The following is a 12892-nucleotide window of genomic DNA, read 5'->3' on the forward strand; positions in this document are numbered from 1 at the left end:
GCTCAACGCCAACCGCTATGCCTACGCCGGCAACGACCCCATCAACAACACCGACCCCACCGGCCACGACACCGGATGTGTCTCGGACGCGGGTCAGATAGGTCTGCTGGTCGGTGCTGGGGTAGGGACAATCGGTGGGGCGCTTCTTGGAGGCATTCCTTCCGCCGGCGTCGGCGCCCCCGTGGGCGCCGGCCTCGGAGCCATGTATGGCGGGGGAGTCGGTGGTTTGGTCGGCGTCGTCGCGGGTGCCATTTTGTGCTGATAACGAGAGCAAGTCACCGACATTCGCAGGAGGCCCGGCTGTGCCAGCTGAGGACAATAAGGCAGAGCCCAAGTTGCTTCTGCCATTAATCATCGTCGCGACCATCACGCTTGGGGTCGTAGCGGTAACGGCTATTGTGACGACCGACGGTCGCGAGGGCTGGTTCCTACTGCTCCTTACTCTGCTGCTCTGGTGTCTTCGATTTTTCTACGTTTGGCAAGTCAAGCGGAAGTGAACCTTACGCGACTGCACCGGGTGAGAGTCCTGGCCAGATCGGCCTATGGGCCTGCCCGCGCAGCTGTGGTGACGCTCGCCGAGCCGACCGGTCCACGGGACATCGACAGCGGGCACCGCGTTCGAGGGCCCGGTGACGCAAGAGGCGCTAGGCACGCTGACCTGCTGGCAGAATCGTGATGGTGAGTGGTGGGGTGCGGTCACCTACAGCTTTCCGACTCGCCACATCGGATCACCCATCCAAGACCGCACCACCGGCTGGATCCACTACGGCGCCCGCTACTACGACCCCACCACCGGCAGCTTCACCCAGCAAGACAGCCTCGACGCACCGCTGGACCCCCTCAACGCCAACCGCTACGCCTACGCCGGCAACGACCCCATCAACATCACCGACCCGCGCGGATATGCGGGCTCCATTGATTCGGCGGGAGCATGCGTTATTGGGGCTGCCTGTGCCGGGGTTAGCGGTGGCGTGGGGTTGGCCGTCGTGGGCAGTGTCGTTCCCGTCATCGGAACTTCACTCGGCGCCGTCGCTGGCTTCATCGGTGGAGTTGTCGGTGGGTGCGCGGCCGGAGTTGTGACCCAGGCGCTTACCGAGAAAGCATTGGAGGACTGACCGCCATGAGGGATCGATGATGCTGCTACCGTCAGTTAGTGCGACTTGAGACCGCCATCGTTTTTGCACTAAGCCCGACCTTCGTCCCAGCTCCGCCCATGGGCGAGGTCTAGATGCGAGCGATGGGCACATCGCCGCTGTGGCCGGCTGCTTGTACCGGCTCAGCGGCCGACCGAGGCGGCAGGAGCCGTTCGGATCGTCAGCGGTCGGTGATGTGGCGGACGACCAGGCGGCCGTCGGCGTCCCGCTCGACCCGGTCAAAGCCCAGCGTGGTCGGCACGGAGGGTCGGCGGGTGGGGTCCAGCGTGCCCTGCGGACGGGGCTCGGGCCCGGCGTCGGGCGTCCCGGCCGAGGCCGGCGGCTCGGCGGAGGGGACGTCCGCGGCGCAGCCGGTGAGCAGCCCGAGGGCCGTCACCGCCGCCGTTACCAGACCCGCTCGCAGCACCCGTCCCACGGACGCCAACCTACCGGGAGGCGCCAACCCGACAGGATGGGTGGCATGACGACCATCCCTGTCCTGGACGGCCACAACGACCTGGCGTGGGCTCTGCGCGAGCACGCGATGGACCCGGCGACGGTGGAGCTGGGCGAACGGCCCGAGCTCCACACCGACCTGACCCGGCTGGCGGCCGGCGGGGTGCGGGGCCAGTTCTGGTCGGTCTACGTGCCCTGCTCCTTCACCGGGGCCGACGCCGTCACCGCCGTGCTGGAGCAGGTCGACACGGTCCACCGGATCGCCGAGCGGTGCCCGGAGCTGGTGCTGGTCGACGACGCCGACGAGGCCGTGCGGGTGCTGACCGCCGACGACGGCCGGGTGGCCAGCCTGCTGGGTGCCGAGGGCGGGCACTGCCTGGACGGCTCCCTCGGGGTGCTCCGCACTCTGCGCCGGCTGGGGGTGCGCTACCTGACCCTCACCCACAACTCCAGCACCGACTGGGCCGACTCGGCCACCGACGAACCCCGCCACGGCGGGCTCACCGGGACCGGCCGGCAGATCGTGGCCGAGATGAACCGGATCGGCATCATCGTCGACCTGTCCCACGTCGCCGCCACCACCATGCACGACGCCCTCGACGTCACCACCGCGCCGGTGCTGTTCTCCCACTCCAGCGCCCGCGCCGTCTGCGACCACCCCCGCAACGTGCCCGACGACGTGCTGGCCCGGCTGGCCGACAACGGCGGCACCTGCATGGTGACCTTCGTGCCCTCCTTCGTCTCCCAGCGGGTGCGGGACTGGTCGAACGAGGTCCGCGAGGCGGTCCGGGCCGCGGGGGAGGACCCCGCCGACGACGCCACCTGGCAGCGCTGGACGTCCGGCTGGTCCACCCCGGCGCCGAGGGCGACCCTGGAGGACGTGGTGGCCCACTGCGAGCACGTCCGCGAGGTGGCCGGCGTGGACCACGTCGGGCTGGGCGGGGACTACGACGGCTGCGCCGGTCTGCCCGAGGGGCTGGAGGACGTCAGCGGCTACCCGCGGCTGCTGGACCGGCTGACCGAGCGCGGCTGGTCGCGCACCGACCTGGAGAAGCTGGCCTGGCGCAACGCGATGCGCGTGCTGCGGGGTGCGGACGCGGTGGCGGCCCGTTCGCGCTGAGGTCAGGCCAGCGCGGGGAGCAGCGCCGGACCCCACACCGCCCCGAGGGCGGCGCCGAGCACCATGCAGGGCCCGAACGGGAAGGCGGTCTGCCGCGAGGCGCGGCGGGCCGCCACCAGCACCACGGCCACGGCGGCGCTGAGGGCGAAGGCGGCCAGCCCGCCGAGCACCAGCTGCGACCAGCCCAGCCAGCCGAGGAAGGCGCCCAGCACACCGGAGAGCTTGACGTCGCCCGGCCCCAGGTCCGAGGGGGCCGCCAGGGCCAGCACCAGGTAGACCACCGTCAGCACCAGCGCGGACAGCAGCGCCCGGGCGAGGGGCGCCCAGCCGTCGCCGGCCGCGGCGGCGACGCAGAGCGGGAGCAGCAGCGCCGGGTAGAGGGGGCCGACCAGGACGTCGGGCAGCCGAAGCACCGCCAGGTCGACGACCACCAGCAGCGCGCACCCCAGGGCGAGCAGCGCGAACCCGACGAGCTCGGCCCAGCCGGTGGCCAGCGCGGCGGCCCCGGCCCCGGCCAGAGCGGCGAGGGGAGCGGCGACCGGGCGCCGCAACCAGCGCGAGCCGCTGCCGGCCACGGTCCGCAGCCAGGGCTCGGCCGTCGCGGCCAGGGTGCCGGTGACCAGGGCGGTCAGCACCACCACGGTGGGTCCCACCCGCTCAGCCGAGCGCGTCGACGATGTCCATCGCCGCCGGGCCGAGCAGCACGATGAACAGCACCGGCAGGATGCACAGCATCAGCGGGAAGATGACCTTCACCGGGATCTGCATGGCCTTCTCCTCCGCCCGCTGCCGCCGCTTCAGCCGCATCTCGGCCGCCTGGGTGCGCAGCACGTCGGCGATCGAGATGCCGTAGGCGTCGGCCTGGACCACCGCGCGGATGAACCGGCGCAGATCGGGGGTGTCGGTGCGGGCGGCCAGGGCGGCGTAGGCCTCGCGGCGGGACAGCCCCATCTGCACGTCCTGCAGGGTGCGCACCAGCTCCTCGGCCAGCGGGCCCCTGCCGTTGCGGCCGGCGCGGGCCATGGCGGACTCGAAGCCCAGACCGGCCTCCACCGCGATGGTCATCTGGTCCAGGGTGTCGGCCAGCTCCAGCTGGATCTGCTGGTTGCGCTCCTGGGCGCGGCTGTGCAGCAGCAGCTCGGGCACGAAGTGGGCCACCACGGTGACGAGCACCGACAACCCGACCGACAGCGGCCGTGGGGCGCCGCTGACGTAGAGCAGCCCGAGCGCCGCGGCGACGACGGGGAGCACGATCTTGACCACCAGCACCCGCTCCAGCGGCCAGGCGGGCGGACGGCCGGCGCGCGACAGCAGCCGGTCGATCCGCCGGACCGCGGCCGCCGGGGTGGTGCGCCGCGCCAGCCGCAGCAGGGTCGGCGTCCGCACGGCGGTGCGGTCGCCGGTGCTGGCGGCGGCCCGGGCCATGCCCCGCTGCAGGTTGGCCAGCGCGAGCTCGCGGCGGCGCTCGGGCGGGGCGAGCAGCGCCCAGCCCAGCAGCAGCAGCGACGCGCTGAGGGCGGCGACGCCGACGACGACGACAGCGGGCACGGGTGGGTTCCTCCTCGGGGTGTTCTCAGAACCGGAAGCTGACGACCTTGCGCAGCCACAGCGCGCCCACGACCATCAGCACCACCGACAGCCCGATCAGGCCGTAGCCGACCAGGCTCTGGGTGAACCGGGCGATGTAGCCGGGGTTGGCCACGCCCAGGAACAGCGTGACGCCCACCGGCAGCGCCATCAGCACGTAGGCCGACAACCGGCCCTCCGCGCTCAGCGCCTGGACCTGGCGGCGGATCTGGTTGCGCTCGCGGATGGTGTGGGCCACCCCGTCCAGCACCTCGGCCAGGTTGCCCCCGACCTCGCGGTTGATGGCGATGGCCTGGGTCACCCAGACGAAGTCCTCGCTGTCCATCCGCCGGGCCGCCGCCTCCAACGACTGGCCCAGCTCGCGGCCGAGCCGGGTCTCGTTGATGATGCGGGCGAACTCCTCGCTGGTGGGCTGCTCGGCCTCCTGGGCGACGCCGTTGAGCGCCTGCAGCAGGCTGTGGCCGGCCCGCAGCCCGCTCGACATCAGCTGCAGCGAGTCCTCCAGCTGGTCGGCGAAGGCCTTCTGCCGCCGGGTCTCCAGCACCCCGAGGGCGATCTTCACCGCCAGCGGGACGGCGGCGGCGAGCAGCAGCCCGACCAGCGGGCCGGCCAGCAGGGAGCCGAGCACGAGGGCGGCCAGCGCGGCGCCGACCACGCGGAGCAGCAGGTCCTGCGGTGCCATCTTCACCCCGGCCCGTTCCAGCAGCGGCGCCGCGGCGGCCGCCCCGCCACGACGTCGCAGCGGCCGCTCGACCAGGCCGGCCGCCTGGGTGGTGGCCGTGGCCAGCAGCCCGGGACCCGGGGCGGCGCCCGGACGTCGCCGCGCCAGCGGCAGCCGCTGCGATCGCGGTGCCAGCAGCGCGTACACCACCACGAGCACGGCCAGGGCGATGGCGAGCACCCCGAGGGCGAGCTGGGGAGAGAGGGCGAGCGGGGGCGTCATCGCAGCGGCCGCCGGTCGGGGACGGCGAACACCCGCGGCGACACGCGGATGCCGAACTCGTCGAAGCGGTCGGTGAACCGGGGGCGGACGCCGGTGGCGACGGGCCGGCCGAGGAACCGGCCGCTGGCGTCCACCCCGGCGGAGTAGTCGAAGAGGAAGGCGTCCTGCAGCGTCACGGTCTGGCCCTCCATGCCCTGCACCTCGGTGACCGCGGTGACCCGGCGGGTGCCGTCGCGGAGCCGGGTCAGCTGCACGACGACGTCCACCGCGGAGGCGATCTGCTCCCGGATCGCGCGCAGCGGCAGGTCCATCCCGGCCATCAGCACCAGGGTCTCCAGCCGGGCGATCGCGTCGCGCGGGGAGTTGGCGTGGACGGTCGACAGCGACCCGTCGTGGCCGGTGTTCATCGCCTGCAGCATGTCCAGGCTCTCGCCGCCGCGGACCTCGCCCACCACGATGCGGTCGGGCCGCATCCGCAGGCTGTTGCGCACCAGGTCGCGGATGCTGATCTCGCCCTTGCCCTCGATGTTGGGTGGCCGGCTCTCCAGCCGCACGACGTGGTCCTGCTGCAGCTGCAGCTCCACCGCGTCCTCGATGGTGACGATGCGCTCACCCTCGGGGATGAAGGACGACAGCACGTTGAGCAGGGTGGTCTTGCCGGTGCCGGTGCCGCCGGAGACGATGACGTTCAGCCGGGCCTCGACGCAGGCGCGCAGCAGCTCGGCCATCTCCGGGGTCAGGGTGCCGAAGCCGATCAGGTCGTCGACCTTGAACGGGTCCTTGGCGAACTTGCGGATGGTGAGCGAGGAGCCGTTGAAGGCCAGCGGCGGGATCACCGCGTTGACCCGGGACCCGTCGGGCAGCCGGGCGTCCACCAGCGGGGAGGACTCGTCGATCCGTCGTCCCACCCGGGACACGATGCGCTCGATCACCCGGCGCAGGTGCTCCTCGGAGGCGAAGCGGACCCCGGCCCGGGCGAGCTTGCCGTGCTGCTCGACGTAGACCATGTCGGCCCCGTTGACCATGATCTCGGTCACCGTGGGGTCGTCGAGCAGCCGCTGCAGCGGACCGTGGCCCAGCACCTCGTCCTGCACGTCGGAGATGAGCCGCTGCTGCTGCTCCGCGGTCAGCGGCACCTTCTCCTGCTCGACCACGTGCGCCAGCTCGGAGCGCACCAGCGCGTGCAGCTGCTGCTCGCTGAGGGAGGTGTCGTTGAGCCGGGCACCGATGCGGGTGAACAGCTCGTGCGCGGCCCGTTCCTTCAGCTTGCCGAGGGCGTCGTTCCCGCCGGGGGGCGGCGCTGCCGCGGCCGGCGGCTGGGGCGGCGCGGCCACGGGTGGGGCGGGCGGCTGGTGCTCCGTCCCCGGGGCCGGGGTCTCGGCCGGACGGGTGACGCCCAGCCGCTCCGACAGCCTCATCAGGCGACCTTCGTCCGGCGCCAGCGGGAGGCGGCGCGGCGGGGCTGGGAGCGTGACCGGCGGGTCGGGTAGCTGTCGGGAGCCGGCTGACCGGAGTCCTCGGTGCCCACCACCCGGTCGACCAGCGCGCGGAGGGCGCGGGTCAGCGGGTCGCGGACCCCGCTCTGCAGCAGCGGCACACCCTGGTCGATCGAGTCCGGGGCGGCCTTGGAGCGGGGCAGCTGCAGGTCCACGCCGGTGCCGATCGTGAACTCCACGTCGGCGACGGTGAGCAGGCTCTTCGGGCTGGCGAAGTTGAGCACCACGTGGTGGGCGGGCGGCAGCAGGTCGAGGCGGCGCAGGGTGTCGATCTCCTTGCGCATGCCGCGGACGCCGGGGACGTCCATGCTCGTGACCAGCACCAGGTCGCTGGTCTCGTCCAGCACGGCCAGGGTGTGCTCCGACAGGCCCGGCGCGGTGTCGACCACGACGTGGCGGAACTCCGAGGCGAGCACCCGCAGCAGGTGGGCGACGTCGTCGGAGGTCACCATGTCGGCGTCGGCGGGGGAGTCGGGGGCGGCGATCACGTGCAGCCCGGTCGGGTGCTGGGTGAGCACGGTCTTGAGCACCATCGAGTCCTGCTTGGCCGGTCCCTGCACGGTGTCGACCAGGAAGTACTCCGGCTCGAGGTCCAGGGCGCTGGCCACGTCGCCGAACTGGATGTCGAGGTCGACCAGGACGGTGGAGCCGGGCGAGCGGCGGGCGAGCTCGACGGCCATGTTGGTGGCCACCGTGGTCTTGCCCACGCCCCCCTTGGGCGAGACCACGCTGATCACCCGGCCGGCGGCGCCCGCGGTCGCGGACGTCGGCTCGGCCAGGGCGGCGGCCCGGGCCTGCGCGGACTGGCCGGCGAGCTCGAGGGCGAGGCGGATCTCGGCCGCCCCGGCGCCGGGCGGCACGATGTCGCGGACGCCGGCGCGCAGCGCGGCCAGCGCCGTCTCGGGTCCCTGGTCGCCCAGCAGCACGACGCTGGCGGCCGGGCAGTGCTGCTGCAGCCGGGCGGCCAGCGACACCGCGTGGGCCGGGTCCTCGCGGGCGTCGAGCAGGACGACGTCGGGCAGCGGGGCGCCCTCGAGCTGGGCGAAGAACTGGGCCGGGTCGGCCGGCAGCGGACCCAGCGGGAGCGGCAGGAAGGCCCCGGCGGTGGCCTGGTGCACCCGGTCGCGGAGCTCGGCGGAGGAGGTGGCGAGGACGATGCGGCTCATCGGTGCACGCTCTCCGCGGTGACCACGTCGGTCCCCGACTCGTCGGTGGCCTCGTCCTGCAGGGACAGCCAGATGGTGCCGTGCTCGGCGGTGAAGACGACCTGCTCGGCCTGGCCGGCCTCGAGGGCGAGGGTGACCATCAGGCTGGACTCGGGCAGGGCGTCGGCCGCGGCGCCGTCCTCCGCCTCGTCCTGGACCGGTGCCGCGGCGCCCTGGACGCGGGTCACCAGCACCTTCTGCAGCGTCAGGTGGGTCTTCTTGTCCACGCTGAGCAGCACCCCGACGGTGTCGCCGGCGCTCAGGTTGCCCCCGACGACCCGCTGCGCCTCCAGCAGCACCGAGACCTGCTGCAAGCCCTCCGGCACCTCGACCTGCGCGGTCTGCGGCTGGGCCGCGGGGTCGACGAACCGCGCCGCCAGCAGCTGCTCGCCCGGCAGCAGGTCGGTACCCGTCACCAGTCCGGCCACCTCGGCCAGGCCCGCCAGGGCGCCGGGCGCGACCGCCACGGCCGGCAGGCTCTCCACCGACACCAGCTCGTCCAGCTCCTCCGCCGGGGTGCCGGCGGGCACGGTGGCGGTGACGACCAGGACGTCCACGGTCTGCACACCCGCCAGGGCGCGCTGGTCGGCGGCGGAGACGTAGCCGAGGACGAGCACACCCCCGAGGGTGGCGAGCAGGACCGCCACGGCGGCGGCGAGGACACGGCGTTTCACGATCGACGGCTCTTCCGGGTGGTCATTCGGTCAGGGAGACGAGAGAGGCGCCCAGGTCGGGGGCGCCGGGACTGGACTCGAAGGCGTCGTCCAGGTCGACGAAGCGGGTGAAGTAGCCCTTGATGCAGCGGTCGTTGCCCTTGCACTGCGGCCCGCCGTTCCACGAGATCTGGCCGGTGAAGTGGTAGCCGGTGACGGTGAAGGCGGCGTAGGCGTGGACGCGGTACCAGGCGTTGGTGCCGCTGCTGCCGTACTCGTCGAAGATCGGCAGCAGCACCGTCCGGCCCCGCACCGCCTCGAAGTCGGCGGGCGAGCAGCCGCTGGGCGCCGACGTCCCGGGGTCGGAGGACATCCGGGCGCCGATGCGGCCGGTGGCCCCGCAGCTGCCGAGGTCGGTGTCGAGCCAGCCGAACCCGCCGGGGACGACGTTGCCGGAGGGGCCGGTGCAGCCGGTGCCGGAGGTCTTGGTGGTGAGGATGACCCGTTCTGCCGTGCCGGACGGCATCCCGCCACCGGTCTGGGCCCGGAACTCGCACAGCGAGAAGGCGAGCGGCAGGACGGCCGTGCCGCCGCTGGGTGCGCCCCAGCGGGCGGTGGCCCGGGCACCGACGTCGCTCGCGTCGAACCCGAGCACCGGCGCGAACAGGTGCTGCCTCGTCGTGCCGGTGACCACCGTCACCTGACCGGTGGACGGGCTCAGCGAGGGGGTGGTGACCGTGGCCGTGGCCTCGCCGGAGCCGAAGTTGGCCGAGGTGAGCGTGCTGGCCGTCTCCGCGGGGGCGCCGCAGCTGCCGCGGGCGCAGTCCTGGGCGATGGCCAGGGCGGCGGCGTCCGCACCGGTCTGCAGCTGCTGGCGGTCCGACCACAGCGCGGCCACGTCGACGGCGATGGCGGCGAAGCCGATGAGCGGGATCATCAGCAGCGCCACCACGACGTTGACCGCGCCGCGGTCGTCCCTCAGCCGTTGCACCGCATGACTCCTCTGCCGGTGAGCGTGATGGAGGCGCCCATGAACCCCCCGATGAAGTCCATGGGATAGGTCACCGTCACGGTCGCGTTCCCCGACCCCGACGCGCGGGCGGCGGCACAGCTGTCGGGGGAGACGGCGATCTGCGCGTCGGTGAGGACGAGCGGCTGGGCGGCGGAGCGGGTGGCGGCCCGGGCGGCCGCCCGGTCGTCCTGCAGGGCCATTACCCGGACCCCCTCGCGGGCGGCCCCGGAGAGGGTCGTCTGGAGGTGGTACGCCCGGCCGAACTCGGTGATGCCCAGCACCAGCAGCAGCAGCACGGGCGCCACCAGGGCGAACTCCACGGCCGCGGCCCCGCGGTCACGGCCGCCAGCTGCCACCGTTCTGCCTCTCCTCCGACCGGCGTCCCGGTGCAGCCACGGTCGGCTGCACCGGGACCTCAGGCACGAACCGATCAGTTGGTGCCACCGGCGGCGGGAGCGTTCCCGTCGGGGAGCTCGATGCCGTTGAAGAGGTCGCGAAGCTCGTCACCCAGGGCCGTGATCGCGACGATGATCCCGACGGCGATCAGGCCGACGAGCAGGCCGTACTCGACGGCGGTGGCGCCGCGGTCCCGGCGCGCGTCGAGGCGACCGGTGAGGGCGCCGAGGGCGATGGTGAGGCGGACGAACATGCTGGTCATGACGGTTCTCCTTGTGGTGTGTGGCTCCGCCCCGATTCGGATCCAGGTACCCGGTGCGCTGGTGGACCGGCTCGGGTAGAACAGTGACAGAAGTTTGCGAGATGCGCAAGATGCACGATCAGGAACTCTTTCCCGATGCGTGAACTTGCCGTTACCTCAGCGTGACATCCCCACAACCGCGCCGATCGTCCCGCCGTCGCGGTGATGGTTAGAACTACAACCGTGTGAGATGGTTCTCCGGTGACGTCCATCTCAGCCCTGGATCTGCCGGGCGACCAGAATATTGCGCTTTCTGCAAACCCGCCGCCAGCGCAAGACCTGCGATACGGTCGGGCCATGAGCGATTCGGGGATCGGCCTACGCGAGATCAAGAAGCAGCTGACGAGGGAGTCCATCGCGGACGCAGCCCTGCAGCTGGCCCTGGAGAAGGGTCTGGACAACGTCACCATCGAGGAGATCGCCAACCTGGCGTTCGTGTCACCGCGCACCTTCTCGAACTACTTCAGCTGCAAGGAGGAGGCCGTCGCCACCGCGGGCACGCAGGCGAACTTCGAGGTCATCGAGCAGCTGGCCCACCGGCCGGCGGAGGAGCCGCCGCTGCAGTCCATCGCCCACGTCATCATCGCCGCGGCGCGTGAGCGCACCGACGAGCAGGTGGCGCTGAGCGCCCGGAAGCTGCGTCTCAGCCGCGAGCACCCGTCGCTGCAGCCCTTCCAGACGGCGCAGTACGACGCCCTCGAGGCCGCGATGCGGCACGTGGTGGCCGAGCGCACCGGCACCGACGCCGAGACCGATCTGTACCCGGGGCTGGTGACCTCGGTGGCGGTCGCGGCGACCAAGCACGCGATCACGACGTGGGTGTTCTCCCAGACCCCGCGCGAGCACCTGCCCGAGCTGCTGGCCGAGGCCTTCGAACAGCTCGGCAGCGGTCTGCCGGCTCCGCAGCCCGGCGTGGGTCCCTCACCGGGGGAGTGAGGGAACCACCGAGCGCCGCGGCCCGGTTCCGGGCCGCGGCGCTCGGGCTGGGCCACAATGCGGTCAGGACGCACCCGGTGAGGAGGCGGATCGACCGATGAGCGGTTTGCTGGAGGTGCTGGTGCTGCACGCCGCCGACGCGCGGCGTGCGGTCGAGGGTGGAGCGGACCGGCTGCACCTGGTGGGCGCCCCCGAGGTCGACGGCCCCTCCCCGCCGCCCGACGTCGTGGCCGAGGTCTGCCGGGCCGTCGACGTGCCGGTACGGGTGACGCTCCGGCTCCGCGAGGGCTTCGGGACCGACGGCGGGGAGGTCGTGCGGCTGCGCGGGCTCGCCTCGGCCTACCGCGACGCCGGCGCGGAGGGCATCGTGATGGGGTTCCTGAACGGTCACGGCGACATCGACCTGCAGGTCCTCGGGGCGCTGCTGGAGGACGGGGACTGGCCCTGGACGTGCTCGCGGGCCGTCGACCAGGCCCTTGACACCGACCGCTCCTGGCGTCGGCTGCTGCAGCTGCCGCGGCTGGACCAGGTGCTGACGGCCGGCTCGGCCCGCGGCGTCGAGGAGGGTCTGGACGAGCTCATCGCCCGGGCGCGGCGGGAGCCGGAGGCCGCGGCGCTGGTGATGGCCGGCGGCGACCTGCACCCGGACCACCTGCCCTGGCTGGGTCGCGCCGGCGTGCGCGCCTTCCACATCGACCTGGCCGCCCGTCCGCAGGGGTCCTGGAAGGCCTACGTCGACACCGCACAGGTCCGCTCCTGGCGGATCCTGGTCGACGACGTCACACGGCCGCGGGGCTGATCCTCCGGCCGGGACGCATCAGCCGAGCAGCTCGACCGCGTCCCCGACCCGCAGCTCGCCCGTGGTCTCGGGTACCAGGTTCTGCCCGAACACCAGCTGCGTACCGCGTCGGCGGTGCCGGGCCAGGGTCCGCAGCGGCTCGCGGCCGCTGGCCAGCGTGGCGGGGTCGACGGTGGTCATCACGCAGCGCCCGCAGGGCTTGGCCACCCGCAGCACGACCGACCCCACCCGCAGCCGGCTCCAGCCGTCCTCGGCGAACGGGTCGGTGCCGTCCACCACCAGGTTGGGCCGGAACCGGTGCATCGGCAGCGGAGCACCGGGCTCCTCGCCGCGGGCCAGCGCCTCGGCCACGACCAGCTCGTCCAGCCGCTGCAGCGAGGCGGTCGTGGTCAGCAGCAGCGGGAAGCCGTCGGCGAAGCCGGTGTGGTCCCCGGGCCGGCTGTGGCGCGGGTCGAGGGAGCGGGCGGCCGGCCGGGAGGCGTGCACCAGCCGTACGTCCTCGCGCCGCAGCGCCCGCCCGAGCCACCGGGCCGCCCGGTCGCCGGCGTCCACACCCACCGTGCGGTCGCCGAACACCGTCAGCGGCTGCTCCGGACCGACGGGCTCGACGAGCGCGAGGTCGTCGAGCCCGTCGGCCCGCAGCCGCAGCCCGGTCACGGACGGGTCGGTCTCGGCGGTGTCGGCGGTGATGGTGAGCAGCCGCCGCTCGGTGCGGGCGGTGAGCATCGCGCCGGCCGCGTCGACCGCCATCCAGCGCCGGTCGCCGACCAGCCCGGCCGCCTCCACCCGCGCCGAGCCGACGTCGCGGACGGCGCTGCTCTTCAGCGGGTGGAGGTGGAGGCTGAGCAGGCGCAC

Annotated in this window: 16 protein-coding genes; 5 read left to right on the top strand and 11 right to left on the bottom strand. The window is 73.2% G+C overall.

All coding sequences use genetic code 11. The features are described from left to right. Nucleotides 1-262, top strand: a 262-nt coding sequence (locus GC722_RS18380) for a hypothetical protein (RefSeq protein WP_456298113.1), incomplete at its 5' end; no start/stop codon positions are given. A 367-nt stretch (nt 263-629) separates the two neighbouring features. Next, the gene (locus GC722_RS10910) at nt 630-1115 is read left to right on the top strand and encodes an RHS repeat-associated core domain-containing protein (protein WP_197430018.1); all 486 of its coding nucleotides are present in this window, start codon (nt 630-632) and stop codon (nt 1113-1115) included. A 199-nt stretch (nt 1116-1314) separates the two neighbouring features. Here GC722_RS10910 and GC722_RS10915 read toward each other — a convergent pair whose 3' ends face one another. Further along, the gene (locus GC722_RS10915; RefSeq protein ID WP_156610102.1) at nt 1315-1569 is read right to left on the bottom strand and encodes a hypothetical protein; all 255 of its coding nucleotides are present in this window, start codon (nt 1567-1569) and stop codon (nt 1315-1317) included. A gap of 45 nt (nt 1570-1614) precedes the next feature. Between GC722_RS10915 and GC722_RS10920 the strand changes: the two genes are divergently transcribed. Then, entirely contained in the window at nt 1615-2709 is a 1095-nt protein-coding gene (locus tag GC722_RS10920) for a dipeptidase (protein WP_156610103.1), read from the top strand. Between the two features lie 2 nt (nt 2710-2711). Here the strand turns inward: GC722_RS10920 and GC722_RS10925 are convergent, their stop codons facing one another. From GC722_RS10925 to GC722_RS10965, 9 genes are all read right to left on the bottom strand, one after another. Then, nucleotides 2712-3362 (bottom strand): prepilin peptidase, encoded by a 651-nt coding sequence (locus GC722_RS10925; RefSeq protein WP_197430020.1) that lies wholly within the window; start codon nt 3360-3362, stop codon nt 2712-2714. A gap of 4 nt (nt 3363-3366) precedes the next feature. Further along, on the bottom strand, nt 3367-4257 hold the full coding sequence (locus tag GC722_RS19265) for a type II secretion system F family protein (RefSeq protein WP_197430022.1): 891 nt from the start codon (nt 4255-4257) through the stop codon (nt 3367-3369). A 25-nt stretch (nt 4258-4282) separates the two neighbouring features. After that, a complete protein-coding gene (locus GC722_RS10935) occupies nt 4283-5239 on the bottom strand; it encodes a type II secretion system F family protein (protein WP_156610104.1) in 957 nt (318 codons plus the stop codon). Then, nucleotides 5236-6657, bottom strand: a complete 1422-nt coding sequence (locus GC722_RS10940; protein ID WP_156610105.1) for a CpaF family protein — start codon at nt 6655-6657, stop codon at nt 5236-5238. The genes GC722_RS10935 and GC722_RS10940 overlap by 4 nt, the downstream gene beginning before the upstream one ends. Continuing rightward, entirely contained in the window at nt 6657-7901 is a 1245-nt protein-coding gene (locus tag GC722_RS10945) for an AAA family ATPase (protein ID WP_156610106.1), read from the bottom strand. The genes GC722_RS10940 and GC722_RS10945 overlap by 1 nt, the downstream gene beginning before the upstream one ends. Then, nucleotides 7898-8614 (bottom strand): Flp pilus assembly protein CpaB, encoded by a 717-nt coding sequence (cpaB, locus tag GC722_RS19270; protein WP_197430025.1) that lies wholly within the window; start codon nt 8612-8614, stop codon nt 7898-7900. The genes GC722_RS10945 and cpaB overlap by 4 nt, the downstream gene beginning before the upstream one ends. A 22-nt stretch (nt 8615-8636) precedes the next feature. Next, nucleotides 8637-9584, bottom strand: a complete 948-nt coding sequence (locus tag GC722_RS10955; protein ID WP_197430027.1) for a pilus assembly protein TadG-related protein — start codon at nt 9582-9584, stop codon at nt 8637-8639. Beyond that, nucleotides 9572-9961: a TadE/TadG family type IV pilus assembly protein gene (locus tag GC722_RS10960; RefSeq protein ID WP_197430028.1), complete on the bottom strand. Its 390-nt coding sequence runs from the start codon at nt 9959-9961 to the stop codon at nt 9572-9574. The genes GC722_RS10955 and GC722_RS10960 overlap by 13 nt, the downstream gene beginning before the upstream one ends. A 74-nt stretch (nt 9962-10035) precedes the next feature. Next, nucleotides 10036-10263: a Flp family type IVb pilin gene (locus GC722_RS10965; protein WP_231747758.1), complete on the bottom strand. Its 228-nt coding sequence runs from the start codon at nt 10261-10263 to the stop codon at nt 10036-10038. Nucleotides 10264-10599: 336 nt separating this feature from the next. Between GC722_RS10965 and GC722_RS10970 the strand changes: the two genes are divergently transcribed. Both GC722_RS10970 and GC722_RS10975 read left to right on the top strand, forming a co-directional pair. Continuing rightward, the gene (locus GC722_RS10970; RefSeq protein ID WP_156610108.1) at nt 10600-11238 is read left to right on the top strand and encodes an acyl-CoA-like ligand-binding transcription factor; all 639 of its coding nucleotides are present in this window, start codon (nt 10600-10602) and stop codon (nt 11236-11238) included. Nucleotides 11239-11335: 97 nt separating this feature from the next. Beyond that, nucleotides 11336-12037, top strand: coding sequence for a copper homeostasis protein CutC (locus GC722_RS10975; RefSeq protein WP_156610109.1), 702 nt, complete (start codon nt 11336-11338; stop codon nt 12035-12037). A gap of 18 nt (nt 12038-12055) precedes the next feature. Here GC722_RS10975 and GC722_RS10980 read toward each other — a convergent pair whose 3' ends face one another. Next, nucleotides 12056-12892: an MOSC domain-containing protein gene (locus GC722_RS10980; protein WP_197430029.1), complete on the bottom strand. Its 837-nt coding sequence runs from the start codon at nt 12890-12892 to the stop codon at nt 12056-12058.

This window comes from Auraticoccus cholistanensis (assembly GCF_009742705.1).
Classification (GTDB): domain Bacteria; phylum Actinomycetota; class Actinomycetes; order Propionibacteriales; family Propionibacteriaceae; genus Auraticoccus; species Auraticoccus cholistanensis.

Excerpts from the sequence above, each read along its gene's own strand:
- GC722_RS10920 (WP_156610103.1), top strand. The coding sequence starts at position 1,615 with ATGACGACCATCCCTGTCCTGGACGGCCACAACGACCTGGCGTGGGCT.
- GC722_RS10975 (WP_156610109.1), top strand. The coding sequence starts at position 11,336 with ATGAGCGGTTTGCTGGAGGTGCTGGTGCTGCACGCCGCCGACGCGCGG.
- GC722_RS10965 (WP_231747758.1), bottom strand. The coding sequence starts at position 10,263 with ATGACCAGCATGTTCGTCCGCCTCACCATCGCCCTCGGCGCCCTCACC.
- GC722_RS10970 (WP_156610108.1), top strand. The coding sequence starts at position 10,600 with ATGAGCGATTCGGGGATCGGCCTACGCGAGATCAAGAAGCAGCTGACG.
- GC722_RS10945 (WP_156610106.1), bottom strand. The coding sequence starts at position 7,901 with ATGAGCCGCATCGTCCTCGCCACCTCCTCCGCCGAGCTCCGCGACCGG.
- GC722_RS10940 (WP_156610105.1), bottom strand. The coding sequence starts at position 6,657 with ATGAGGCTGTCGGAGCGGCTGGGCGTCACCCGTCCGGCCGAGACCCCG.
- GC722_RS10935 (WP_156610104.1), bottom strand. The coding sequence starts at position 5,239 with ATGACGCCCCCGCTCGCCCTCTCTCCCCAGCTCGCCCTCGGGGTGCTC.